The 23714-nt window shown below is 39.6% G+C and carries 17 protein-coding genes; 13 read left to right on the top strand and 4 right to left on the bottom strand.

Going from position 1 to position 23714, the window contains the following annotated elements:
* Position 1: 1 nt before the first annotated feature.
* From HJC33_RS01035 to miaB, 3 genes are read right to left on the bottom strand one after another with little or no spacing between them, the layout of a single operon-like run.
* A complete protein-coding gene (locus tag HJC33_RS01035; protein WP_171656929.1) occupies positions 2-520 on the bottom strand; it encodes an LptE family protein in 519 nt (172 codons plus the stop codon).
* A 31-nt stretch (positions 521-551) separates the two neighbouring features.
* Positions 552-1823 carry a sigma 54-interacting transcriptional regulator gene (locus tag HJC33_RS01030; RefSeq protein ID WP_171656928.1) on the bottom strand — a complete coding sequence of 424 codons (1272 nt, stop codon included), beginning with the start codon at positions 1821-1823 and terminating at the stop codon, positions 552-554.
* 1 nt (position 1824) lies between these two features.
* Positions 1825-3270, bottom strand: coding sequence for a tRNA (N6-isopentenyl adenosine(37)-C2)-methylthiotransferase MiaB (gene miaB / locus HJC33_RS01025; protein WP_171656973.1), 1446 nt, complete (start codon positions 3268-3270; stop codon positions 1825-1827).
* A gap of 159 nt (positions 3271-3429) precedes the next feature.
* Here miaB and HJC33_RS01020 point away from each other — a divergent pair, with 159 nt between their 5' ends.
* The 8 genes from HJC33_RS01020 (at position 3430) to HJC33_RS00985 (ending at position 14422) form a co-directional block, all read left to right on the top strand.
* Positions 3430-4683, top strand: coding sequence for an LVIVD repeat-containing protein (locus HJC33_RS01020; protein WP_171656927.1), 1254 nt, complete (start codon positions 3430-3432; stop codon positions 4681-4683).
* Positions 4684-4803: 120 nt separating this feature from the next.
* Entirely contained in the window at positions 4804-7293 is a 2490-nt protein-coding gene (gene topA, locus HJC33_RS01015; protein ID WP_171656926.1) for a type I DNA topoisomerase, read from the top strand.
* A 1-nt stretch (position 7294) separates the two neighbouring features.
* Positions 7295-8452 carry a formimidoylglutamase gene (locus HJC33_RS01010; protein ID WP_171656925.1) on the top strand — a complete coding sequence of 386 codons (1158 nt, stop codon included), beginning with the start codon at positions 7295-7297 and terminating at the stop codon, positions 8450-8452.
* 119 nt (positions 8453-8571) lie between these two features.
* Entirely contained in the window at positions 8572-9945 is a 1374-nt protein-coding gene (gene porK / locus HJC33_RS01005) for a T9SS ring complex lipoprotein PorK/GldK (RefSeq protein WP_171656924.1), read from the top strand.
* Between the two features lie 88 nt (positions 9946-10033).
* Positions 10034-10687, top strand: coding sequence for a type IX secretion system motor protein PorL/GldL (porL, locus tag HJC33_RS01000; protein WP_171656923.1), 654 nt, complete (start codon positions 10034-10036; stop codon positions 10685-10687).
* Positions 10688-10751: 64 nt separating this feature from the next.
* Positions 10752-12323, top strand: a complete 1572-nt coding sequence (gene porM, locus HJC33_RS00995) for a type IX secretion system motor protein PorM/GldM (RefSeq protein ID WP_171656922.1) — start codon at positions 10752-10754, stop codon at positions 12321-12323.
* Between the two features lie 21 nt (positions 12324-12344).
* Positions 12345-13247 (top strand): type IX secretion system ring subunit PorN/GldN, encoded by a 903-nt coding sequence (gene porN, locus HJC33_RS00990; protein WP_171656921.1) that lies wholly within the window; start codon positions 12345-12347, stop codon positions 13245-13247.
* A 119-nt stretch (positions 13248-13366) separates the two neighbouring features.
* On the top strand, positions 13367-14422 hold the full coding sequence (locus HJC33_RS00985) for an NAD(P)/FAD-dependent oxidoreductase (RefSeq protein WP_171656920.1): 1056 nt from the start codon (positions 13367-13369) through the stop codon (positions 14420-14422).
* Here the strand turns inward: HJC33_RS00985 and HJC33_RS00980 are convergent.
* A complete protein-coding gene (locus HJC33_RS00980; protein ID WP_171656919.1) occupies positions 14410-14802 on the bottom strand; it encodes a DUF983 domain-containing protein in 393 nt (130 codons plus the stop codon). The two genes, HJC33_RS00985 and HJC33_RS00980, sit on opposite strands and share 13 nt — an antisense overlap.
* A 65-nt stretch (positions 14803-14867) precedes the next feature.
* Here HJC33_RS00980 and HJC33_RS00975 point away from each other — a divergent pair, with 65 nt between their 5' ends.
* From HJC33_RS00975 to HJC33_RS00955, 5 genes are all read left to right on the top strand, one after another.
* Positions 14868-16778, top strand: coding sequence for an ABC-F family ATP-binding cassette domain-containing protein (locus HJC33_RS00975; protein ID WP_171656918.1), 1911 nt, complete (start codon positions 14868-14870; stop codon positions 16776-16778).
* 139 nt (positions 16779-16917) lie between these two features.
* Positions 16918-17811, top strand: a complete 894-nt coding sequence (locus HJC33_RS00970; protein ID WP_171656917.1) for a leucine-rich repeat domain-containing protein — start codon at positions 16918-16920, stop codon at positions 17809-17811.
* A 146-nt stretch (positions 17812-17957) separates the two neighbouring features.
* Complete coding sequence (locus HJC33_RS00965) at positions 17958-19094, top strand: efflux RND transporter periplasmic adaptor subunit (RefSeq protein ID WP_171656916.1); 1137 nt, start codon at positions 17958-17960, stop codon at positions 19092-19094.
* Complete coding sequence (locus HJC33_RS00960; RefSeq protein WP_171656915.1) at positions 19091-22378, top strand: efflux RND transporter permease subunit; 3288 nt, start codon at positions 19091-19093, stop codon at positions 22376-22378. Before HJC33_RS00965 ends, HJC33_RS00960 begins: the two co-directional genes overlap by 4 nt.
* A complete protein-coding gene (locus tag HJC33_RS00955; protein WP_171656914.1) occupies positions 22378-23703 on the top strand; it encodes a TolC family protein in 1326 nt (441 codons plus the stop codon). The genes HJC33_RS00960 and HJC33_RS00955 overlap by 1 nt, the downstream gene beginning before the upstream one ends.
* Positions 23704-23714 lie beyond the last annotated feature (11 nt).

The following is a 23714-nucleotide window of genomic DNA, read 5'->3' as shown; positions in this document are numbered from 1 at the left end:
ATTACCAATTTCCTAAGGAGGCATTAAAAATATCCTGTGTCAATCGCTCAAAGATTTCTTCATGGGCGGCAGCTTGCACAGATGTTAAGGAAGCAGCGGCATCAAAGTCATAGAAAAATGAAAATCTTCGCTCAAAATCTGAATCCTCCTTTGTGTTGTTGAAAAAACGAACATTCACACTCATGGTAAGCCTGTTTTGTGCCGTCAATTGATCGGCAGTTGCGGTCATTGGCACAACTTTGTATTCCACAATTTCACCTTCGTATAATAAATCACCGTTGCTTCCGGTAAGAGACAGGCTGGTAAGGTTGTTGATCATATCCTGGAGGGCCTGGGTAAAATCCCGATCCAAACCAGGAACAATTGTGGATCCTGGGGTTTGGTCTGCATAGTTCCGGAAAAAGTTCACTTGAAAACTTTCAGCAGTACCCACATCAGCACCTGAAAAATTATAAGCGCCACAGCTGTATAGCCAAAGGGTAAATCCTATAATTCCAATTTTTGCACCAAATCTTTTCATCAATGTTGTTTCTTTTAGTAGGTTCGGCTGATTATAGGTCGTATTGTTTTATTTTTCGATAGAGTGTCCGTTCAGAAATACCAAGTTCTGCAGCTGCCGCTTTTCTTTTACCTCTATTCCGTTCCAACGATTTTTTAATAAGTTCTATTTCCTTTTCCTGTAAAGATAAGGTTTCTTCTTCTTGGATCTCTTCGGCAAAATGGTAACGGTCTTCTTGCGACTGAACAATGGGCACGGCTGTTTCCATAACTGGTTCCGGTAAATGGAGAACCTCGGTCATGGGGCTTTCTTCATGGGTGGCAGCTTCTTCTTTGTTTCCGTAGATTTTCTGGATCAAGGTTTCGTTTTCCTCTTGCACTTTTTCTGAATCATTATTTTTTAGAAGCTCCAGAGTGAGTTTTTTCAAGTCGTTGAGGTCACTCTTCATATCAAACAACACCTTGTAAAGAATCTCTCTTTCATTACTGAAATCACTTTCTTTTTTAGTTTCTCCCACCACGGCTGGCAGATTAGTGTTTCCAGCATTGGGGAGATAGCCGTTTAGGGTGGATGCCGAAATATTTCTGTGTTCTTCAAGTACTGAAATCTGCTCTGCGATATTTCGTAACTGACGAATATTTCCGGGCCAACGGTATTTTAGCAATAGTTGTATGGCATCATCGTCCAACCGGATGGTGGGCATTTTATATTTCTGACCAAAATCCGATGCAAATTTTCTGAACAATAAATGAATATCTGCCTGACGTTCACGTAGCGGAGGAATATTGATTTCAACCGTGCTTAAGCGATAGTACAGATCCTCCCTGAATTTTTCTTTTTTAATGGCCTCAAACATATTGATATTAGTGGCCGCAACTATACGAACATCTGTCTTTTGAACATTGGAAGACCCTACTTTTAGGAATTCGCCGTTCTCTAAAACCCTTAATAACCTAACCTGGGTGGTCAAGGGCAATTCCCCCACTTCATCCAAAAAAATGGTTCCACCATCAGCTACTTCAAAATAACCGTTACGGGTTTGTGTTGCTCCGGTAAAGGCTCCTTTTTCGTGACCAAAAAGCTCACTGTCAATAGTGCCTTCGGGAATGGCTCCACAGTTTACGGCAATATATTTTGCGTGCTTTCGGTGGGATAGGGAATGTATAATTTTAGGAATCGATTCTTTTCCAACTCCGCTTTCCCCAGTAACCAAAACGGAAATGTCGGTTGGTGCCACCTGGATTGCCTTTTCAAGAGCACGGTTGAGCTTGATGTCATTTCCGATAAGCTCGAACCGTTGTTTTATGGATTGAATGTTCTCCATATTAGTTGTTCTTTGAATATTCCACTGCTTCCCCGATAAGGGTGGCTGAGGTACAATCATTGATTTTTACGTCGACAAAATCACCTATTTTGTAATTTTCCTTTGGAAAGACCACAACGGTGTTTTGAGAATTACGACCCATCCAGTGGGCGTCAGATTTTTTTGAAGAGCCTTCAATCAGGACTTCTTCAGTTTTGCCAACATGTTGTTGTGTGCGGAGGAGTCCATGTTGTTGCTGCAGTTCTATAATCTCCCGTAGACGTCTTTTTTTGGTGTCTTCAGGAATGTCATCTTCCAATTTTCTGGCCGCCAATGTGCCCGGTCTTTCGGAATAGGCAAACATGAAACCAAAATCATATTTCACGTATTCCATAAGACTTAAAGTATCTTGATGGTCCTCTTCGGTCTCCGTAGGAAAGCCAGCGATCATATCTTGGCTGATGGCGCAATCTGGAATAATTTTTCGAATGTTATCAATGAGTTCAAAGTATTCCTCGCGTGTATGCAGACGGTTCATGGCCTTCAAGATACGATTGCTTCCACTTTGGACAGGCAAATGAATGTAGTTGCAAATATTCTCATATTGGGCCATGGTCTCAATAACATCCAAGGTCATGTCCTGAGGATTTGAGGTAGAAAAACGAATTCTCATTTTCGGCTGTGCCTGTGCCACCAATTCCAACAGTTTGGCAAAGTTTACCGAAGTGGCTTTTTGCATTTCAGAAGCCTTCTCAAAGTCTTTCTTCAAACCGCCGCCGTACCAGAGATAACTATCCACATTTTGTCCCAATAAGGTAATCTCTTTAAACCCTCTTTCCCATAGGTCATTTACCTCTTTCAATATGGATTGTGGGTCTCTGCTTCGCTCTCTTCCGCGGGTAAAGGGCACCACGCAAAAAGTACACATATTATCACATCCACGGGTGATGGACACGAATGCTGTTACTCCGTTGGAATTGAGTCGAACTGGGGCAACATCACCATAGGTTTCATCCTTGGAAAGGATAACATTTACGGCATTTCTGCCCTCATCAATTTCTTGGATAAGGTTGGGGAGGTCCTTATAGGCATCTGGCCCCACGACCATGTCCACTATTTTTTCTTCTTCTAGGAACTTACTTTTGAGTCGCTCTGCCATACAGCCCAGTACACCCACCTTCATTCCCGGGTTTGTTTTCTTTACGGCGTTGAATTTCTCCAAACGCTTTCTAACGGTCTGCTCAGCCTTTTCGCGAATGGAACAAGTATTGACCAGTACCAAGTCTGCCTCTTCAAGTTCCTGGGTGGTATTGAAACCTTCTTTGGCCAAGATGGAAGCTACGATTTCGCTATCGGAAAAATTCATCTGACAGCCGTAACTTTCTATATAAAGCTTGCGGGTGTTCTTTTCATTTTTCTCTAGCTCTAAGGTGCTTCCCTGTTGACTCTCGTCTATAATTTTCTCTATGCCTTCGTCCTTGATCATTTTGATTTAATGGGCAGCAAAGATAGTGCTTATTCCACTTTAGTGACAATTTGACAGGTAAATTTTAACCAAATTTAAACGCAACTTTGTTTAAGGGTTTTTATCTAAAGGCTGTAATTCCATCAAAAAACTTAAACAACTATGAAAAAGAAAATCTTATTGTTATTGCCGCTTGCTATTTTACTGTTCGTTTCCTGTGATGATGACAACAGTGATGATAAATATGCCGAATATTTGGTGGCAAGACCTTTGGTCATCACTAAGGCGGAATTTGCTGACAGTGTGGACATCGTTGCGCCAAGACCTATTGATGAGTCAGGAAAAGTATACACTTACCAAGATTATATTTTCATTAACGACAAGTATCAAGGAGTGCATGTTATTGATAACAGCAATAACCAACAACCTGTTAAGATTGCTTTTATAAAAATTCCGGGCAATGTGGATATCTCTGTAAAGGATGATTACCTATATGCGGATAGTCTTATGGACTTAGTGGTCATTGATATATCTGACATCAACAATATCAAACAGGTAAACCGTTTGGAGAATGTATTGTACAACAACATTTTTTGGCCATTGGAGGCGGACATTATTGAAAATGAAGGCTACGATTATGAAAATGAAATTTTAGTTGGGTGGGAAACAACTACAGAAAGAAGATTGATATCTGAAGTAGATGGGCGAAACGGAGGAGGAATCTTTTTTGATGATATGGCTCTTGCCGAGTCCGCAGACGGAGGTACCGGAGAAGGAGGTTCTCTGGCTCGCTTCAAAATAGTTGCCGATTATCTCTATGCTGTAGATAGTCACAATATTAATGTGTTCAACATTTCCAATTTGGAAAACCCACAGGATTTAGAAGATGTATATGCAGGTTTTGATATTGAAACAATTTTTAATCGGGGTAATCATTTGTTCTTGGGCAGTATGAGAGGGATGTATATTTATGACATTACCAACCCGGCCACTCCAACTTTTGTCTCAGAATTTGAACACGGTACGGCCTGCGATCCTGTTGTTGTGGACGGAGACCATGCTTATGTGACGCTTAGAGGCGGAAATAACTGTGGCGCTTTGGAAAGTGGTCTTTTCATTGTTGATATATCTGATATTACCAAGCCAGAGTTGGCCATAGATTATCCTATGGACGAACCGTACGGGCTTGGTATTAGGGATGAAAAGCTATTTGTCTGTGACGGAAGTTCTGGACTTAAAGTATACGATAAAACTGATATTGAAAATTTGGTTGAGTTAAACCATTTTAAAGATATTGTTACGTTTGATGTCATTCCGTTGGAAAGCCATTTGATTATGGTTGGGGACGATGTGCTCTACCAATACGAATACTTGGACGACGAAATAAAGCTTATCAGCCAAATTGGGTTGGATTAAAAAAGGTGCAATAATTGAGTGAAATATCCCGTTTTTAGCGGGATATTTTTTTGTGATTGGTTTTGAGAAAAATCCAAAATCGAAAAATTGGTATACTTTTGTTACCTCAAAACCCAGTGCATGCCAAAGAATTTAGTAATTGTTGAGTCCCCGGCAAAGGCAAAGACCATTGAACGATTTTTAGGGAAGGAATACCAAGTTGAATCCAGTTTTGGACATATTGTAGATCTTCCATCCAAAGAGTTAGGTGTGGATGTGGAGAATGACTTTAAACCAAAATATACTGTTGATCGAGAAAAAAAGGCTTTGGTTAAAAAGCTAAGAGAACTCGCCCAAAAAGCCGAGACCATATGGTTGGCCAGTGATGAAGACCGCGAAGGAGAAGCCATTTCATGGCATTTGGCCGAAGAGCTTAAATTGGATAAAAGCAAGACCAAGCGAATAGTTTTCAATTCCATCACTAAATCTGCTATCCAAAAAGCGATTGAGAACCCACGGGAGATCAACTATAATTTGGTGAACGCACAGCAGGCCAGAAGGGTTTTAGACCGATTGGTGGGCTATGAACTTTCACCTGTGCTTTGGAAAAAAATCAAACCTGGACTTTCCGCGGGTAGGGTACAATCTGTTGCAGTGCGATTGATTGTTGAACGAGAAAGGGAAATCGAAGGGTTTACTCCAGAAGCTTCATTCAGGATCAAGGCCGAATTCAAAACAGCCAATGGGAGTGCTTTTTCAGCAAAACTGAACAAGACTTTTCCAACCAAAGAAGCAGCCGAAGCTTTTCTCAAACAAAATATTGGGGCTGATTTTTCAGTCGCCACACTGGACAAAAAACCTGCAAAAAAATCTCCAGCACCTCCTTTTACCACATCAACTTTGCAGCAAGAGGCTTCACGAAAATTATATTTTTCAGTTAGCCGTACCATGCAGGTGGCCCAACGCTTGTACGAAGCCGGTTTAATTACCTACATGAGAACGGATAGCGTCAATCTTTCCAATGAGGCTTTGAATGCTGCTAAAGATGCCATCGTTCAAAATTATGGAGAATCGTATAGTCAAGTTCGAAACTATACCGGAAAATCAAAAGGAGCACAAGAAGCGCACGAAGCTATTCGCCCTACGGATATGAAGTTACAGTCTCCTTCGTTGGAACGAGATCAGGCTAAATTGTACGAACTTATCTGGAAGCGTACTTTGGCTTCACAAATGAGTGATGCCGAGCTGGAACGCACCAATGTAAAAATTAAAGCCAGTTCGCACAAGGAAGAATTTACTGCCAATGGTGAAGTGGTAAAGTTTGATGGATTTCTGAAGGTATATTTGGAAGGCACCGATGAAGAAGATAAGGCTGAAGAACAAGAAGGGATGCTTCCGGCCATGCAGATTGGGGAAGCATTGCACAATATATATATAACTGCCACGGAGCGTTTCACCAGGCCTCCCTATCGTTATACAGAGGCATCACTGGTCAAAAAGTTGGAAGAGCTTGGCATTGGAAGACCATCAACCTATGCGCCTACCATCTCCACAATTCAAAATAGAGGATATGTGGAAAAAGGAACAGTAGAGGGGACGGAACGTAAATATGCTCAATTGGTTCTTGAGAACGGTGAGCTTTTGGAGAAAAAACTTTCTGAGATGATTGGTTCGGACAAAGGAAAGTTGGTGCCTACCGATATCGGAATGATCGTAAACGACTTTTTGGTGAATCACTTTACCAGAATTTTGGATTATAACTTCACTGCTCAGGTAGAAGAGGATTTTGATGAGATAGCTGCGGGTGATGAGGATTGGCAGGAAATGATGAAAACGTTCTACAAAGATTTTCATCCTAATGTCATCGAAGTTGAAGAAAATGCAGAAAGGGCAAGTGGAGAACGTATTTTGGGAGTTGATCCAAAATCAGGTAGACAAGTAGCGGCAAGGTTGGGTCGTTTTGGGCCTATGGTTCAAATTGGAACTGTTGATGAAGAGGAGAAACCATTGTTTGCAAGTTTATTGCCAGACCAATCCATCAATACCATTACGTTTGAAGAAGCCATGGACCTTTTTGAGCTCCCACGAAAATTAGGAGTTTATGAAGGAGAAGAAATTGAGGCCAATGTAGGAAGATACGGTCCTTATGTTCGATTTGGAAAAAAGTTCATTTCCCTGGCCCAAGGTGAAAGCGCTTTTGATGTAGATTTGGATAGGGCTATTGTCTTGATCAAGGAAAAGCAAAAAGCCGATGCTCCAATTGCTACCTATGAAGGAAAAGAGGTAACTAAAGGAAAAGGGAGGTTTGGGCCTTTCATCAAATGGGATGGAATGTTCATTAATGTGAACAAGAAGTATGATTTTGACAATCTTTCCCAATCCGATATTGTAGAACTTATCGAGGCCAAAAAAATCAAGGAAGCTGAAAAATTGGTACAGGAGTGGCCTGAAGAAAAAATTCGGATAGAAAAAGCGAGATGGGGGAGGCATAACATTATTAAGGGTAGAGTCAAAGTTGAACTTTCAAAAGATGTTGACGCCACCAAAGTCTCTTTGGAAGAAGCAAAGGCACTAATCGAAAAGAAATCACCTAAAAAGAAAACCAAAGCCAAGGCAAAAGCTAAAAAATAATATGGCATTCGATTTTTTGGTTCCTGTTAAGGACAAAGTACTGGCGTTTTCAGAATTATTACCACCTCAAGCGCTGGGCAATAATATCCATATGCACACCAAAAAAGACGGACTTCCGGTATTTGCCAATGCCACGGTGGCCATCTTCGGGGTGTTGGAATCCAGAAACGCTTTCGAGAAAAAACCTGAAAAATTAAAGGTTGATGAGATTCGAATTCAATTGTACCGCTTAATGATGGGCAATTGGAATTCAACCATCATTGATTTGGGCAATGTAGAGGAAGGCGATACCGTTGAGGATACCTACTTTGTGGTCAAGGAAATTGCGGCAGGTCTTCTCGAAGAAAATATTATACCTATTATAATAGGTGCAACGCAAGATATTACTTTTCCAACCTATAGGGCTTTCGATAAAATAAAGGAAATGGTCAACTTAGTGTCCATTGACAGTCGTTTTGATTTTGGTGATGATGATGAGTTGATTTCTTCACATTCCTATATGAGTAGGATCATAACCGACAAGCCAAACAATCTTTTCAATTTTTCCAATATAGGTTATCAAAGTTATTTTAATGCCCAAGAGGAAATTGATTTGATGGAGCGTCTCTTTTTTGATGCCTACCGTTTAGGAGAAATTGCTGCAAATATTGAATTGGCAGAACCTATATTGAGAAGCAGCCATATTGTAAGTTTAGATCTTCGTGCCATTAGGGCCGGTGAAATGGGAATGTCTCCAAATTTTTCTCCGAATGGATTTACGGGGAGGGAAATATGTGCCATAGCCCGTTATGCAGGAATAAGTGATAAAGTATCCCTATTCGGTATTTATGAGGGGGAGAATTCGCCTCAAGCCTTTCAGATGGTTGCCCAGATTATCTGGTACTTTATAGAAGGATTGAGTTTTAGGATAAAAGAATACCCCAGTTCCAAGAGTGAGGATTTTACCAAGTTTACCGTTCCCACGGATACAGAAGAATTAGTGTTCTACAAGAGTCATGTTACCGAACGTTGGTGGGTAGAAGTACCATCAATTTTACCGGAACATACTAAAACAAATTCACCTGCGTTATTACCTTGCACCGAAGGGGACTATTTGGATGCATGCAACCAAAACATTCCAGAGAGGTGGTTTAAAGCCTATAGGAAAGGCTTTACCTGAACAAATTAATTTTAGGCATTAACTGTTCTTGCACAATAAATTATTCAAAATGCAGTTTTGAGAGTAATGAATTTGTGTTGTACAGTTTGTAATCTTAAATCGAAAATTTAACCTAAAGTATGAGAAAGCTATTCTATTCATCTATAGCACTTGTTTTTTTGCTTGCTAGTTGCGGGTCAAAATCGCAGTCCAAAGGTGAACTTGTTGGGGCCCCTGGAAAAAAGTGGCATCCAGAAAAACCCTACGGAATGGAATTGATACCCCGAGGCTCATTTGTAATGGGTAAGGCTGAGGAAGATCAGGCAAAAGTATCGAACGCTCCCACAAGAACAGTTACTGTGCGTTCCTTTTATATGGACGATACGGAAATCACCAATAGCGAGTATCGACAGTTCGTGGAGTGGGTAAAGGATTCCATTGCCAGAACAAAATTGGCCATCTTGGCTGATGAATTAGGACTAGGTCCTGAAGATGAAGGTATTGGAGAGTATGGTTTTAAAGACACAGATACCACAAAAATATCCGTTTACGAAAAGTATATGCTGGACAATTATGCTGGTCTTGGAGAGACTGGTTATGAAGGCAGAGCTTTAAATACGGATGTAGATTTGGTTTGGGATACATCGGAATATCCAGATGAGTATTACGCAGAAGTAATGGATTCATTATATCTGCCGGAAGAGGAAAGTTATAATGGATTGCGTTCCATTGATGTTACCCAATTAAAATATAAGTACAGTTGGATGGATATCGAAGCTGCTGCAAGGGCAAGAACCGGTAGTAGAAAAGATTTCATCAAGCATGAAGAGTTGGAAATCTATCCAGATACTACAGTATGGATTCGTGATTTTGAATACTCGTATAACGAACCCATGCATAATGACTATTTCTGGCACGATGCTTACAGTGAATATCCTGTTGTAGGAGTTAACTGGATGCAAGCCAAGGCATTTTGTAATTGGAGAACCAAGTTTAAAAACGATGATCAAAAAAGTCGTGGTAAACAATTTGTGAACCAATTTAGATTGCCTACAGAGGCAGAATGGGAATATGCAGCTAGAGGTGGTATTGAAGGAGGAACATACCCATGGGGTGGTCCTTACGTAATTAGCGATACAGGTTGTTTTATGGCCAATTTTAAGCCACAGAGAGGTGATTATGCTGCAGATGCTGCGTTGTACACTGTTGAGGCTAAGTCCTTTGAGCCAAATGATTACAATCTTTATAACATGGCTGGTAACGTATCTGAATGGACAAGCTCCAGTTTTGATCAAGGAGCCTATGAATACCTATCAACTATGAACCCAAATGTTGGCTCAGGGCAAAACAAGAGAAAAGTAATTCGTGGAGGTTCATGGAAAGATGTGGCTTACTTCCTTCAAGTAAGTACACGTGATTACGAGTACCAAGATTCTGCCAGAAGTTACATCGGCTTCAGAACGGTACAGGATTATATGGGTGAAGAAGATTCCACAAACGGTAGTGGATTATAAAAACAATATATAAACAGAGAGCATTATATAAATTCACAAGAGTAGTAACCAAATACTTATTTTATATAACTTAATTAAAACTAGAATTATGGCACAGTCAAAATCAACAAAAAAACTGTTTAACATGGCCTACGGGCTTGGAGCATCGGTAGTAATTATTGGTGCATTGTTCAAGATCCTTCACTGGGAGTTTGGACCACTTACAGGTGGGCTTCTTCTTGCAGTTGGACTAATTACTGAAGCATTGATTTTTGCTATCTCTGCATTTGAACCAGTAGATGATGAGTACGATTGGTCTTTGGTTTACCCAGAATTGGCCGGTGGTCAAAAAGATTCCAAGAAAAAGCAAGAAGCTAAAGATGCTCAAGAAGCTGAAGGAATCCTTTCTAGAAAATTGGATGACCTTCTTAAAGAAGCTAACATCGATTCAGAGCTTTTTTCAAGTTTGGGTGACAGCATCAAAAATTTTGAAGGAGCTGCTAAGAGCATTGCCCCTACTACAGATGCTATCCAACACACTAAGAAATACTCTGAAGAATTGTCTCACGCTGCTGCTCAAATGGAGTCTTTGAACAGCTTGTACAAAGTACAATTGGAAAGCGCTAGCCGTCAAGCTTCTATCAACGAAGAAGTTGTACAAAATGCTGGTGCATTGAAAGAGCAAATGGAATCTTTGGCAACTAACCTTTCTTCTTTGAACGGGGTTTACGGAGGTATGCTATCTGCAATGAGCAAGAACTAATTAGGGATTTGATTGATATACCAAACCCAAATCAAATTAATTATTAATTCTAATTAGATAAAACATGGCAGGAGGAAAACAAACACCACGTCAGAAGATGATCAATCTAATGTATTTGATCTTCATCGCGATGTTGGCTCTTAATATGAGTAAAGAGGTTTTGGCTGCATTCGGTTTAATGAATGAAAAGCTAGAGACTTCAAACGAAAAAATGACCGCTAGTAACGAAGGGTTTCTTGAAGGATTGGCTACTAAAGCTTCTGAAAACACAGAAGAGTATGGTGAGCTATATCAAAACGCCCAAAAGGTCAAAGAACTTTCAGATAGTTACTATAATTATTTGAACGAATTGAAAAAAGGAATGACCGAAGGCTTGGAAGATCCAAAAGATTATGTGGTCATGGATAAGTCCGACTTTTTGGATAACCTATTTTTCCAAGGGGATAACTTGAAGCCAGAAGGACAGAATTTTGTAAAGCAAATTGAATCTTATAGAGATGGCGTTGTAAATGCATTGCCTAAAGATAAGTTCAAGGAAATCAAAGAAGCTGTAAAGACTAGATTCTCTACAGGTGATGAAAACGGTAAAGTTGAGAAACGTGACGGAACCCGTCAAGATTGGATCAACTACCACTACGAAGGATTTCCTTTAGTAGCTTCCTTGACTAAAATCACGCAGTTACAGGCAGATATCAAAACAACCGAGCAAGAGATTCTAAAAAGTCTTTTGGAAGGTAACTTGACTGCTGCTGTTAGCTTGACAAATTTCCAAAGTTCTTTGGCTGCTCCAAAGACTGCATACTACACAGGTGAGAAGTACGATGGTAAAGTCATTGTTAGTAAAACTGATAAAACCTCCACTCCTGTAAAAGCAGAATTGACTTTGGATGGCAGAAAATTGGCAGAAGGTACAGACTATGTTCTTGAAGCTGGTGGTATCAAAATGTTGATTGGTGCCGGTGCTGCCGGTGACCATACCATTGCCGGAACAATGTTCTTTATGCAGGACGGAAAAGAAGTGCCTGTTGAAGTAAACAATGTTTTTGCTACAATCACCAAGCCTAATGCTGCTGTTATTTCTGCTGATAAAATGAATGTGGTTTATCGTGGTGTTGCTAACCCAATGACCATTTCCATTCCTGGTATTCCAGATAACAAAGTACGTGCAACTGCAACTGGTTTAACCAAGAGAAGTGGAAGCAACTACGTTATGAACCCAGGTAAAGGAAGAACAGTTACCATTACCGCTTCAGGTACATTGCCTGATGGAAAACCAATCTCTACAAAATCTGAGTTTAGAATCAAAGATATTCCAAGACCAGGTGGTACTGTAAGAGGTGAGGCAGGTAGCGTTAAAATGCCAAGAAGAAACCTAGAGATTTCTACTGTTGGCGCTATGTTGGAAGACTTTGATTTTGACTTGAACCTTGCTGTTAACGGATTTAAGTTCAAAGTTCCTGGTCAACCTACTGTAGTTGTAAATGGTAACAAATTGAACGCTCAAGCCAAGTCTGCTTTGAAAAGAGCAAAAAGAGGAGATGCTGTTCAGATTTTTGACATAAACGCTTACATTACCAACAACAGAACATACAAGTTGAAGAAAGTTTCTCCTGTTGTGGTTGAGCTTACAAACTAATAAAGTATAGAAGTAATTATCATGAATTGGAAAAATGCATTAGTAATTGGAGCTTTAAGTTTGCTGCCCGTATCAATGATGGCCCAGGCAAATATTTTGAATGCCAAGTTGCCAGATGATATAGGTAAGAAGACCGAAGCTCAAATAGAACAGGACAATGACGCTCCTTTAGAGTATGGTTATGTGGATGATAGGGACATCCTATGGTCCAAGACCATCTGGGAGACCATTGACTTGGATGAGCGTGTAAACTTTCCATTGTATTACCCAACTGATACCATAGGTATTGGAGGGGACAGAAGGTCTTTGTACCACGTTTTGATGAAGAACATCAGAAATGGTAAATTGACAGAAGTGTATACAGATTCGTACTTTACTGAAAAACGTACTTTGGAAGATTTAGGAGCTACCTTGAGCAAAGTGGATACCACAGATTTGGGATACGAACAATTGAATGCTGGTGAGCAAATTTCCCCGGAGTTTATCAACCAAAGGGATTTGACTGCCGCTGATATTGAAGAATATCGTATCAAAGGAATCTGGTATTTTGACAAGAGACAAGGTGAACTTAAATATCGTTTGTTGGGAATAGCACCTGTTGCCCCTGACGTAAACTTTATAGATGATGAGTCTGTAGACCCGGGAGAGAACAAAGTTGAATTGTTCTGGGTTTGGTATCCAGCAGCTAGACAAATACTGCATGAAGCCAAAGTTTATAACCAGCGTAACTCCGCAAGACCTATATCTTTTGACATGTTGTTGAACGCAAGACGTTTCAACGGTGTGATATACAAAGAGGATAATGTTCACGGAGATCGTGAGATAGACGATTACGTTTTTGATAATGCACTGTTCCAATTATTGGAGGCCAAGAGAATAAAAGAGGTCATTCGAGATAGAGAACAGGATATGTGGGCCTATTAGGCATAACCCCAATTTTCCAATTCTATACAGACAAACGCCGCACTTTAGTGCGGTGTTTTTTTGTGCCGTCATTTTAAGCTTTCCCTAAAAATCCGAACCAAGATGATTACCTTAGCTCCATGTTGGATTATATAGTGGTTGGCCTTGGTTTGGCTGGAATTTCATTTTGTGAAGTGCTTGAAAAAGAAGGCAAATCCTTCAGGGTGATTTCTGACGATTCCCAACAATCTTCCCTAGTGGCTGGAGGTTTGTACAACCCTGTGATCTTAAAAAGGTTCACCATGGCATGGAAAGCCAAACAACAATTGGATCTGGCCATTCCTTTTTATGCTGATTTAGAACAGAAACTTGGAGTAAAATTGGATTTCAAGTTAAAGGTATTACGGAAGTTTGCTTCTGTTGAAGAACAAAATATGTGGTTTGAAGCTACGGACAAACCAGGATTGGATCGATTTCTATCCACTCAAATAGTGGAGAATAAAAATCAAGCAGTGGATGCCCCTTATGGTTTTGGCCGAGTAAGGCATACAGGTAGAGTGGATACCCGAACTTTGCTGACTGCTTATCGAAACTATTTATCAAAAAAGGAGGTTTTGGATAGAGAATCTTTTGATTTTGATCAATTTAAAGTCCTCTCTGGCCATATTTCTTATAAAACCATCCAAGCCAAGCAAATTGTTTTTTGTGAAGGCTACGGACTTAAAAAAAACCCTTATTTCGGTTACCTTCCACTAAACGGAACCAAGGGAGAGTTGCTTATCATTAAAGCACCCAAATACAAAGAGGGGAGCGTAATCAAGTCTTCTGTTTTTACCATTCCGATGAAGGATGATCTCTATTTGGTGGGAGCCACATACAAATGGAAAGACAAGACCAATACACCTACCGATGAAGCCAAAACAGAACTTTTGGAAAAGCTGAAAACCTTTTTTGTATGTGATTTTGAAGTGATGGATCATGTAGCTGGAATTCGACCTACGGTCGTGGATAGAAGACCTTTGGTAGGACAACATCCAGAACACCCAAATATGTATGTACTCAACGGTTTTGGTTCAAGAGGTGTGATGATTGCCCCTTATGCTTCCCGGCAATTGTTTGATTCAATTGAAATGGAAGAGGAGCTTGATGACGAAATCAATATTGCCAGATTTACCCAGAAATATTATTCTAACTGACTTTTAACCACTGGCGGGTCATATTTGATAAAGAAATTGATCCAGATATTTCGGGATAATCTTATGATTACCGGCATAAAGACAACCAATGTGCCCACAATAGCAATGAAAGTATTTACCAAGGATGTTCCAATAAACAAAAAGGAAATAATAAAAGCAGCAGCAGCAAAGGCAATTCCAACTGCATAGCTCACATACATGGATCCGTAAAAGAACGAAGGTTCAATTTTGTACTTGGTATCACAATGGGAGCATCGTTCATGCATTTTAAAAATCTGGCTGAGCGCATACGGATTTTGGTTAACATACATACTCTCCTCATGGCACTTAGGGCAACTTCCTGTTAAAATACTGTACAGTTTGGTTCCTTTTTTTAACATTTGCAGCGATTTTGTACAAAAATACGGATTCACCCAATTTTGTTTTGTAATTCAGGTCACATAAAATGTTAAACATTCACAACCTTTCTGTTGCCTTCGGAGGCGAATATTTGTTTGAAGAGATTTCGTTTCGTTTGAATGGAGGTGACCGTGTTGGCCTAATTGGAAAGAACGGAGCTGGAAAGTCCACCATGCTGAAATTGCTTTCTAAAGAAATGGAGCCCGATACAGGGACCATAGCCATGGAAAAGGATATCAAAATTGGTTTTTTGAAACAGGACATCGACTTTGAACTGGGAAGAACGGTTTTAGATGAATCCTATCAAGCTTTTGCTGAAATAAAATCATTGGAGCTTAAACTTGATGAAATCAACAAAGCCTTGGCGGAACGTACAGATTATGAAAGTGAGGGCTACCATCAACTCATGGTCGATCTAACCGATGTGACCCATCGTTATGAGATATTGGGCGGATATAACTACCAAGGAGATACCGAAAAAGTCCTGTTGGGATTGGGTTTTAAAAGAGAAGATTTCAATAAACTTACAGATACTTTTTCTGGAGGATGGCGCATGCGAATTGAACTGGCAAAACTGCTGCTTCAAAATAACGATGTCCTGCTTTTGGATGAACCCACCAACCACTTGGATATTGAATCCATTATATGGTTGGAGCAGTTCCTGAAAAATTATTCAGGCGCAGTCGTGATTGTATCCCACGATAAAATGTTCTTGGACAATGTCACCAATAGAACCATAGAAATTTCTTTGGGACGTATTTACGATTACAACAAACCATATTCAAAATTTCTAGAGCAGCGCAAAGAAATTCGGGAACTACAGATGAATGCTCAGAAGAACCAGGAAAAGCAGATTCAACAGACCGAAAAGTTGATTGAGAAGTTCAGAGCAAAAGCCTCCAAGGCATCCATGGCGCAATCCTTGATCAAAAAGCTGGACAAAATTGAGCGGATTGAAGTAGATGAAGAGGACAGTAGTGTGATGAATGTAAGATTTCCGGTATCGGTAACTCCGGGAAAAGTAGTGGCAGAATTAGAAAGTCTTTCTAAAAGTTATGGTTCGAAGGAAGTGTTGAAAGACATTAATCTTCTGGTGGAACGTGGCAGTAAGACGGCTTTTGTGGGGCAAAATGGACAAGGAAAAACCACTCTGGCAAAGATTATGGTTGGTGAATTGGAGCATACAGGCAGTCTAAAAATTGGTCACAATGTACAAATTGGGTATTTCGCGCAGAACCAGGCAGAATACCTAGATGGCAAGAAAACGATTTTGGATACCATGATTGATGCGGCGAATGAAGGCAATAGAAGTAAAGTAAGGGATATTCTTGGTTCGTTTTTGTTTCGAGGTGATGAAGTGGAAAAGCATGTAAAAGTACTATCTGGAGGGGAACGAAATCGTTTGGCCTTGGCAAAAATGCTCTTACAGCCCTTTAATGTGCTGATAATGGATGAGCCCACCAACCACTTGGATATAAAGTCCAAGAATGTGCTTAAAAAGGCATTGCAAAGTTTTGAAGGGACTTTGGTTTTAGTTTCGCACGATAGAGATTTTCTACAAGGACTTACAGATAGGGTTTACGAGTTTAAACAAGGAGGTATCAAAGAGTACCTCGGTGATATTGATTTTTACCTAGAACAACGCAAAGCTGAAGATTTCAGAAAAATTGAAAAGGGTGAAAAAAAGATTTCTGAGGAGAAAAAATCACCTAAGAAGAATGACTATGAAACCCAAAAAAGGATAAAATCCCTTAAAAATAAATTGAGCGGTGTTGAGAAAAAGATTTCCCAACTAGAAAAAGACATCGCCGATGCAGACCATGATTTATTGATGGACTACGATAATACCATAGCCAAAAATGGCTTTTTTGATGAATATCAAGGTAAAAAGAAACTCTTGGAATCCTTGATGGAGGACTGGGAAAAGCTGTCCAATGAGCTGGAATTGCTGAATTAGTCCAGTCAATAAAATCTGCAAACCACAGGATTTTAGGCTTTCACAACATTTCAACTACACTTTACCGATCAATTTTGCGGTTGACCTTATTCTTTTATTAGATTTGTAAGTAAATTCTTTATTATTAAATCAGTAATTGATGCAAAAAATAGTGTTTTTCTTATTGTTATTGATTTTTACCAATGTGCAAACATGGGCTATGGATGAAGTTTCCCAAAAGGAAAAAGATGTCTTGATGGACCTTTATCATAGCACAAAAGGGGAGCAATGGAATATTGGTTGGAATCTGGAATCTCCTGTGAGTACATGGAATGGAATAGAATTAAAAGAAGGTCATATTGTAGGAATTAATTTGTTCCATAACAATTTGAATGGAATACTTCCAGAGAGCATAGGTAAACTAAAATACTTGACTCATCTTAATTTGGCATTCAATGGAATAACCGGAGTATTGCCAAAAGATATCGTAAAGCTCAAGAAATTAAAGGTTTTGCGTCTGGAAATGAATAGGATAAAAGGTTCGTTGCCCGATACTATTGGACAACTTCAAGAACTCGAGATATTTTCTATGTTCAATAATTTTTTGAGCGGCCCCATACCAGCAACTTTTGGAGAACTAAAAAACTTGAAAGAATTAAATCTTTCCAGCAATAATTTAAAAGGGATTATTCCTGGATCTATAGGAAATTTGACCAAGTTGGAAGCTCTGGGACTATTTGAGAACAATTTAGTAGGATCCATTCCTGAAGAGATGGGGAATTTAGCTCAATTAAAGGAATTGGTATTGGCCAATAACCAATTGGGTGGAGAAATTCCAGTGGAATTTAGCCAGTTGGCCAGTTTAAAGATCTTACAATTACAGAATAACAAATTCAATTCATACACAGGTTTAAAAGCCATGGATGCTAATCAATTCTTGGTTTTTGACAGTGATCAAAAAACAGAACAGCCCAAATTCAATGATATCCAGCTAAAACGCTCTAGGATGGCGGATACAAAATTTGAGGATGAAGATTACGATGATAATGAGTAGTTAGTTATACTTTAGTTTGTTTGGTTTGGGGATGCAGGCGTGTATCCCCTTTTTTTTGGATGATGTTTTACCCTACAATTTATGAAATATTTAACCTTTGAAAAGAAAGTAGCGAATAGCTTTGCATAGACTAATTTCCCCAGCACATGCGAAAGCTTATAATTTCGGCCGTTGTGGGCGGCATCATCATTTTTGGGTCTTTATATTTTGCAGGACTTATTGCAGGTAGCAAAAGCAACAAAAGACCTCCATCCCAGAAAGTTATAAAAACAGTATTTGTGGATACCGTACAAAATGGTATCGTTCCAATTGTGGTTCCAGCTAATGGAAACCTAAGGGCCAAAAAAAGACTGGAACTTTTTGCTGAGGTGCAAGGAGTTTTTAGGCAAGGGAGTAAATTGTTCCGAACAGGTCAAGAATACAATGCAGGCCAAACTTTGATTAGAATTGATGCCAATGAATACTATGCCAGTGTTCAGTCTGCCAAAAGTAGTCTATACAACTTATTGACTTCCATTATGCCCGATTTAAGGCTGGATTATCCTGAAATTTATCCTAAATGGCAGGAATATTTGAACAAGTTTGACCTTGACAAAACCACTCCAGAATTACCGAAAATGTCATCAGAAAAGGAAAAATTCTTCATTACAGGTAGAGGAGTTATTTCAAACTACTACAATGTTAAAAATCTAGAGCAACGATTGTCCAAATATACCATTGCCGCTCCCTTCAAAGGTGTTCTCACAGATGCCTTAGTGACTGAGGGTACTTTGATTCGTTCTGGACAAAAATTGGGAGAGTTCATCAATACAGGGGTATATGAACTGGAAGTGTCCGTGAGTAAAACGTATAGTGATTTTCTCAAGGTTGGTAAAAAAGTGGAGTTGTCAAATCTAGAAAAAACAGAGACCTATCCAGGTGAAGTAACTCGAGTAAATGCAAGTGTAGATCAAAATTCCCAAACGGTTACGGTTTATATTGAGGTAAAAAATGAAGCACTTAAAGAAGGGCAGTATTTAGAGGCCAACCTACAAGCTAAACAAGAACAGGAAGCTGTCGAGATGGATCGATCACTGTTGTTGGAAAACAATCAGATTTTTGTGGTCAGGGATTCCATTTTGGACCGTATTGATGTTACACCAGTTTATTTTACCGATAAAAAAATGGTGCTTAAAAATGTTCCCGATGGTGAAGTAGTGGTTTCAAAGGCACTTACAGGGGCTTATGCTGGAATGTTGGTCAAAGTATTTGATGGTAGTAAACCAAAAAATACCAATCCGTGAAAAAGGTAATCTCATATTTTATAAAATATCACGTAGCTGTGAATGTAATCATCGTTGCGTTCATTGTTTTTGGTATTGTTGGCGCACTTTCTTTAAAGTCTTCCTTTTTTCCGCTAGCAGATTCCAAGAACGTCCTTATCAATATTACTTATCCTGGAGCATCTCCCCAAGAGATTGAAGAAGGAATTGTACTTAAAATAGAGGATAACCTTAAGGGGCTTGAGGGAGTGGAACGAGTTACATCTACTTCAAGGGAAAACAGCGGTTCTATCAATGTTGAAATTGAAAAAGGCAGAGATATTGACTTTATGCTTTTGGAAGTTAAGAATGCGGTGGATCGTGTTCCTACTTTCCCGGCAGATATGGAGCCGTTGATTGTTTCAAAACTGGAGGCAGTTAGGCCTACCATAAGCTTCTCGATAAGTGGAGAAGAGGTGCCTTTGGTTACGTTGAAACAGATTGGACGTCAAATAGAGAATGATTTAAGGGCCATAGATGGGATTTCACAAATTGAAATTGCCGGTTATCCAGACGAAGAAATTGAGATTGCGGTAGATGAAAATAGTCTTTTGGCATATAATCTTTCTTTCAATGAGGTTGCACAGGCAGTTTCCAATGCCAATCTATTGGTCACGGGAGGTAATATCAAGACAAACTCCGAAGAATATTTGATCAGGGCCAACAATCGTTCCTATTATGGGGATGAGCTATCCAATGTGGTGGTTAGGGCAGATGAATCTGGCCGTACTATTCGGTTAAAGGATGTGGCAAAAATTCGTGACCGTTTTTCTGAAACACCCAATGCTTCATATTTTAATGATAATCTATCCGTAAATCTCACCGTTACCAGTACCAACACAGAAGATTTGATTGGTTCGGCAGAGAACATCAAGGAATATATTGAGGATTTCAATCAAAAATACACCAACGTACAACTGGAAGTCATTGAAGATCGCTCCAAAACTTTGACACAGCGTACAGAACTGCTTACAGAAAACGCTATAGTGGGAATGATTCTGGTATTGGTGTTTCTGTCTCTGTTCCTCAATACACGATTGGCTTTTTGGGTGGCATTTGGTCTGCCTATTGCTTTTTTGGGAATGTTTGTTTTTGCTCCAATGCTCAATGTTACCATCAATGTGTTGTCCCTTTTTGGGATGATCATAGTCATCGGTATTTTGGTGGATGATGGTATTGTGATAGCGGAAAACATCTATCAGCATTATGAAAAAGGCAAGTCGCCCGTACAAGCTGCCATAGATGGTACTTTAGAAGTAATTCCGCCTATTGTTTCGGCCATCATCACAACGATACTGGCATTCTCCATTTTCTTGTTTTTGGATGGTCGTATCGGAGAATTTTTTAGTGAAGTATCTGTTATAGTGATGCTCACATTGGTAGTTTCCTTAGTAGAGGCCTTAATTATTTTACCAGCGCATTTGGCGCATTCAAAAGCACTTCAACCCCAGCAAAAAGGACCCAAAAAAGGGTTGGCCAAAATTTTTTCCGAATTACGTGTCATCAACAAGATAGGTGACAAGATTATGGTCTACATGCGGGATAAATGGTATGGCCCCGCCCTTCGTTTTGCACTGGATTATAAAATATTGACCTTCGCCATATTCTTTATGACACTGGTGTTGACTCTTGGAACCATTGGAGGTGGAGTTATCCGAACATCTTTTTTTCCCAGAATAGCCAGTGACCAGATTCAGGTAGAGTTGCAAATGCCCAATGGTACCAATGAAAAAGTCACCGATTCCATCATTAGTTTGATTCAGGAAAAGGCATATATAGTAAACCAACAGCTTACCGAAGAGTTTTTACAAGGGTATGATAAGATGCTTTTTGAGAACATGATCAAAAATGTGGGGCCAGGTTCATCAACAGCAACTTTGGTCATTAATCTATTGCCAGGAGAAGAACGTCCAGATGAGATTAGATCAGATATGGTGACCGGAAGGCTTCGGAAATTGGTTGGTCCGGTGGTTGGAGTGGAAAGCTTGATTTATGGAGCAGGGGGTAATTTCGGAGGTGATCCAGTTTCTGTTTCCCTATTGGGAAGTGATATTGTTGAACTGAAAGCAGCCAAAGAGGAATTGAAAACAGCAATGCTGAATAATGTCACTTTAAAGGATGTTACCGATAATGACCCAGCTGGAATTAAGGAAATAAGGCTGCAATTAAAGGAAAATGCTTATTTATTGGGATTGGACCTTCGTACAGTGATGAGTCAAGTAAGGTCGGGCTTTTTTGGTGCCCAAGCACAACGCTTTCAAAGAGGTCAAGATGAAATTCGGGTATGGGTGCGTTATGACAGAACAAATAGATCGTCCATCAACGATTTGGATGAAATGCGGATTTTGGCACCCAATGGAGAACGAATTCCACTCAAAGAAATTGCCACGTATTCCATTGAACGGGGAGATGTGGCCATAAATCACTTGGACGGTCAACGTGAAATACAGGTGTCGTCTGATTTAACAGACCCAGAGACTACAAGTGGAACGGATGCAATGGCTTGGATTCGTAATGATGTAATGCCAGATATTCTATCAAAATATCCCTCAATAACACCTTCTTTTGAAGGTCAGAACAGAGAGGCCAATAAGCTTATAGGCTCTCTTCGTTTTGTAGGACTTACGTCACTTTTTCTCATATTCATAACCATAGCGTTCACCTTTAGAAGTTTTAGCCAACCCCTGCTATTATTGCTTCTAGTGCCATTTAGTTTGACCGCTGTGGCCTGGGGCCACTGGATTCATGGGTTTCCTATTAATATATTGTCCATGTTGGGGATTATTGCGCTTATTGGGATCATGGTTAATGATGGTTTGGTATTGATTGGCAAGTTCAATATCAATCTGAGAAATGGGATGAAATTTGATGATGCCATCTATGAGGCTGGAAAATCTCGTTTTAGAGCTATTTTCTTAACCTCGGTAACAACAATTGCTGGATTGGCACCATTACTTCTTGAAAAAAGTAGACAAGCCCAATTTTTAAAGCCTATGGCCATATCCATTGCATATGGTATTGGTTTTGCGACCATTCTTACACTTTTAATGCTGCCTTTGTTCCTGTCATTTGGAAATAATGTTAAAGTATGGGCAAAAATGTTATGGACCGGCGAAAAAGTCACCAAAGAAGAAGTGGAAAGAGCTATTAAAGAACAACACGAAGAGGAAGATATGCATGAAGTCACCCAACACCAACTGAATGGAGCACATGACCAAGGTGAATCCGGAGAAGAAACTTCAAAAGTTCTAGAAGAGACAACATAATGAGAAGTATTTTTTATACGTTATCCTTTTTTTTACTGATTTATGGATACCAAGCAAAGGCCCAAGAACCTATGCTTTCCAAGCAAGAGGCTGTTGAGCTCGTTTTGAATAACAATTTGGGCATAAAGGTAGCTCGTAATCTCAAAGAGATTGATGAGAATAATGCAGGAATCCTCAATTCTGGATATTTGCCAACAGTTTCGGCTCTTGCAGGCGGGAGTATAGATCGTCAAAATACCGAAGGAGTTTTGGCCAATGGGGAAACCAGAAATGCCGACGGGGCTGAAACCCGTCGTTATAATGCATCTTTAAATGTCAATTACACATTGTTTGATGGTTTAGGCCGATATTATAACTACAAAAGTTTTCAAGAACGCAACGAACAATCTGAATTGGAGGTAAGGCAGACCATTGAAAATACCATTTTACAACTGTTCTCTGTGTACTACGAAGTGGCTCGATTAACGGAAAACACCAAAAATTTGGAAGAAGCCCTTCAAATTTCTAAGGATAGATTAAAACGTGCACAGTATCAGTTCGAATATGGTCAAAACACAGGACTTGATGTACTGAATGCTGAGGTGGACATCAATACGGATAGCATCAATTTATTGAATTCCAGACAACAGCTTCGTAACACAATGAGAGATTTAAACCTAATTCTGAATAGGGAGCTCTCTACTCAATTTGCTGCAGATACAACAGTGACTTTTGTGCCCAATCTTCAAATGGAGAATATGCACAACGAGGCAAAGCTGAATAACATTCAATTGCAGATTGCTGAAAAGGATATCAATATCAATAATTATAACATTAAAGTGGCCAGAAGCGCCTTTTTACCTACCATTGGCCTTACGGGAAGTTATGGCTGGAATGAGTCCAGTAATAACAGTCCTTTGGCATTTACGATACAAAATACTTCCACAGGAGTCTCGGGAGGGGTAAATTTAACATGGAACCTTTTTGATGGAGGTAGTTCCATTACAGGTATTCAAAATGCAAAGATTGGATATGAGAACCAGGAGTTGCTCAAAAAGCAGATAGAACTGGAAGTAGAGCGAGATATTCAAAATGCATGGGACAGCTATACCAATGCCTTATATGTTCTGCAAGTGCAGGAGAAAAATCTACAAACCAATCAGAATAATTTCAATCGTACAGATGAGCGTTATAAATTGGGACAGATTACTTCAATTGAGTTTAGACAAGCTCAGTTGAACCTGTTAAATGCTGAATTGGCGCAAAGTCAAGCCAAGTACAATGCAAAATTGGCCGAGTTACAAATGCTTCAAATCAGTGGAGAGCTGCTCAATATTGATTTTTAAAGTGATGTAAA

It is taken from the genome of Flagellimonas amphidinii (assembly GCF_013090115.1).
GTDB classification, from domain to species: Bacteria; Bacteroidota; Bacteroidia; order Flavobacteriales; family Flavobacteriaceae; genus Flagellimonas; species Flagellimonas amphidinii.
The sequence above is the reverse complement of the archived record's forward strand: the minus strand, read 5'-3'. Positions and strand labels throughout refer to the sequence as shown.

Excerpts from the sequence above, each read along its gene's own strand:
- porL (WP_171656923.1), top strand. The coding sequence starts at position 10,034 with ATGGCACAGTCAAAATCAACAAAAAAACTGTTTAACATGGCCTACGGG.
- HJC33_RS00955 (WP_171656914.1), top strand. The coding sequence starts at position 22,378 with ATGAGAAGTATTTTTTATACGTTATCCTTTTTTTTACTGATTTATGGA.
- HJC33_RS00980 (WP_171656919.1), bottom strand. The coding sequence starts at position 14,802 with ATGTTAAAAAAAGGAACCAAACTGTACAGTATTTTAACAGGAAGTTGC.
- porM (WP_171656922.1), top strand. The coding sequence starts at position 10,752 with ATGGCAGGAGGAAAACAAACACCACGTCAGAAGATGATCAATCTAATG.
- topA (WP_171656926.1), top strand. The coding sequence starts at position 4,804 with ATGCCAAAGAATTTAGTAATTGTTGAGTCCCCGGCAAAGGCAAAGACC.
- HJC33_RS00965 (WP_171656916.1), top strand. The coding sequence starts at position 17,958 with ATGCGAAAGCTTATAATTTCGGCCGTTGTGGGCGGCATCATCATTTTT.
- HJC33_RS00970 (WP_171656917.1), top strand. The coding sequence starts at position 16,918 with ATGCAAAAAATAGTGTTTTTCTTATTGTTATTGATTTTTACCAATGTG.
- HJC33_RS01035 (WP_171656929.1), bottom strand. The coding sequence starts at position 520 with ATGAAAAGATTTGGTGCAAAAATTGGAATTATAGGATTTACCCTTTGG.
- porK (WP_171656924.1), top strand. The coding sequence starts at position 8,572 with ATGAGAAAGCTATTCTATTCATCTATAGCACTTGTTTTTTTGCTTGCT.
- HJC33_RS00975 (WP_171656918.1), top strand. The coding sequence starts at position 14,868 with ATGTTAAACATTCACAACCTTTCTGTTGCCTTCGGAGGCGAATATTTG.
- HJC33_RS00985 (WP_171656920.1), top strand. The coding sequence starts at position 13,367 with ATGTTGGATTATATAGTGGTTGGCCTTGGTTTGGCTGGAATTTCATTT.
- HJC33_RS01030 (WP_171656928.1), bottom strand. The coding sequence starts at position 1,823 with ATGGAGAACATTCAATCCATAAAACAACGGTTCGAGCTTATCGGAAAT.
- porN (WP_171656921.1), top strand. The coding sequence starts at position 12,345 with ATGAATTGGAAAAATGCATTAGTAATTGGAGCTTTAAGTTTGCTGCCC.
- HJC33_RS01010 (WP_171656925.1), top strand. The coding sequence starts at position 7,295 with ATGGCATTCGATTTTTTGGTTCCTGTTAAGGACAAAGTACTGGCGTTT.
- HJC33_RS01020 (WP_171656927.1), top strand. The coding sequence starts at position 3,430 with ATGAAAAAGAAAATCTTATTGTTATTGCCGCTTGCTATTTTACTGTTC.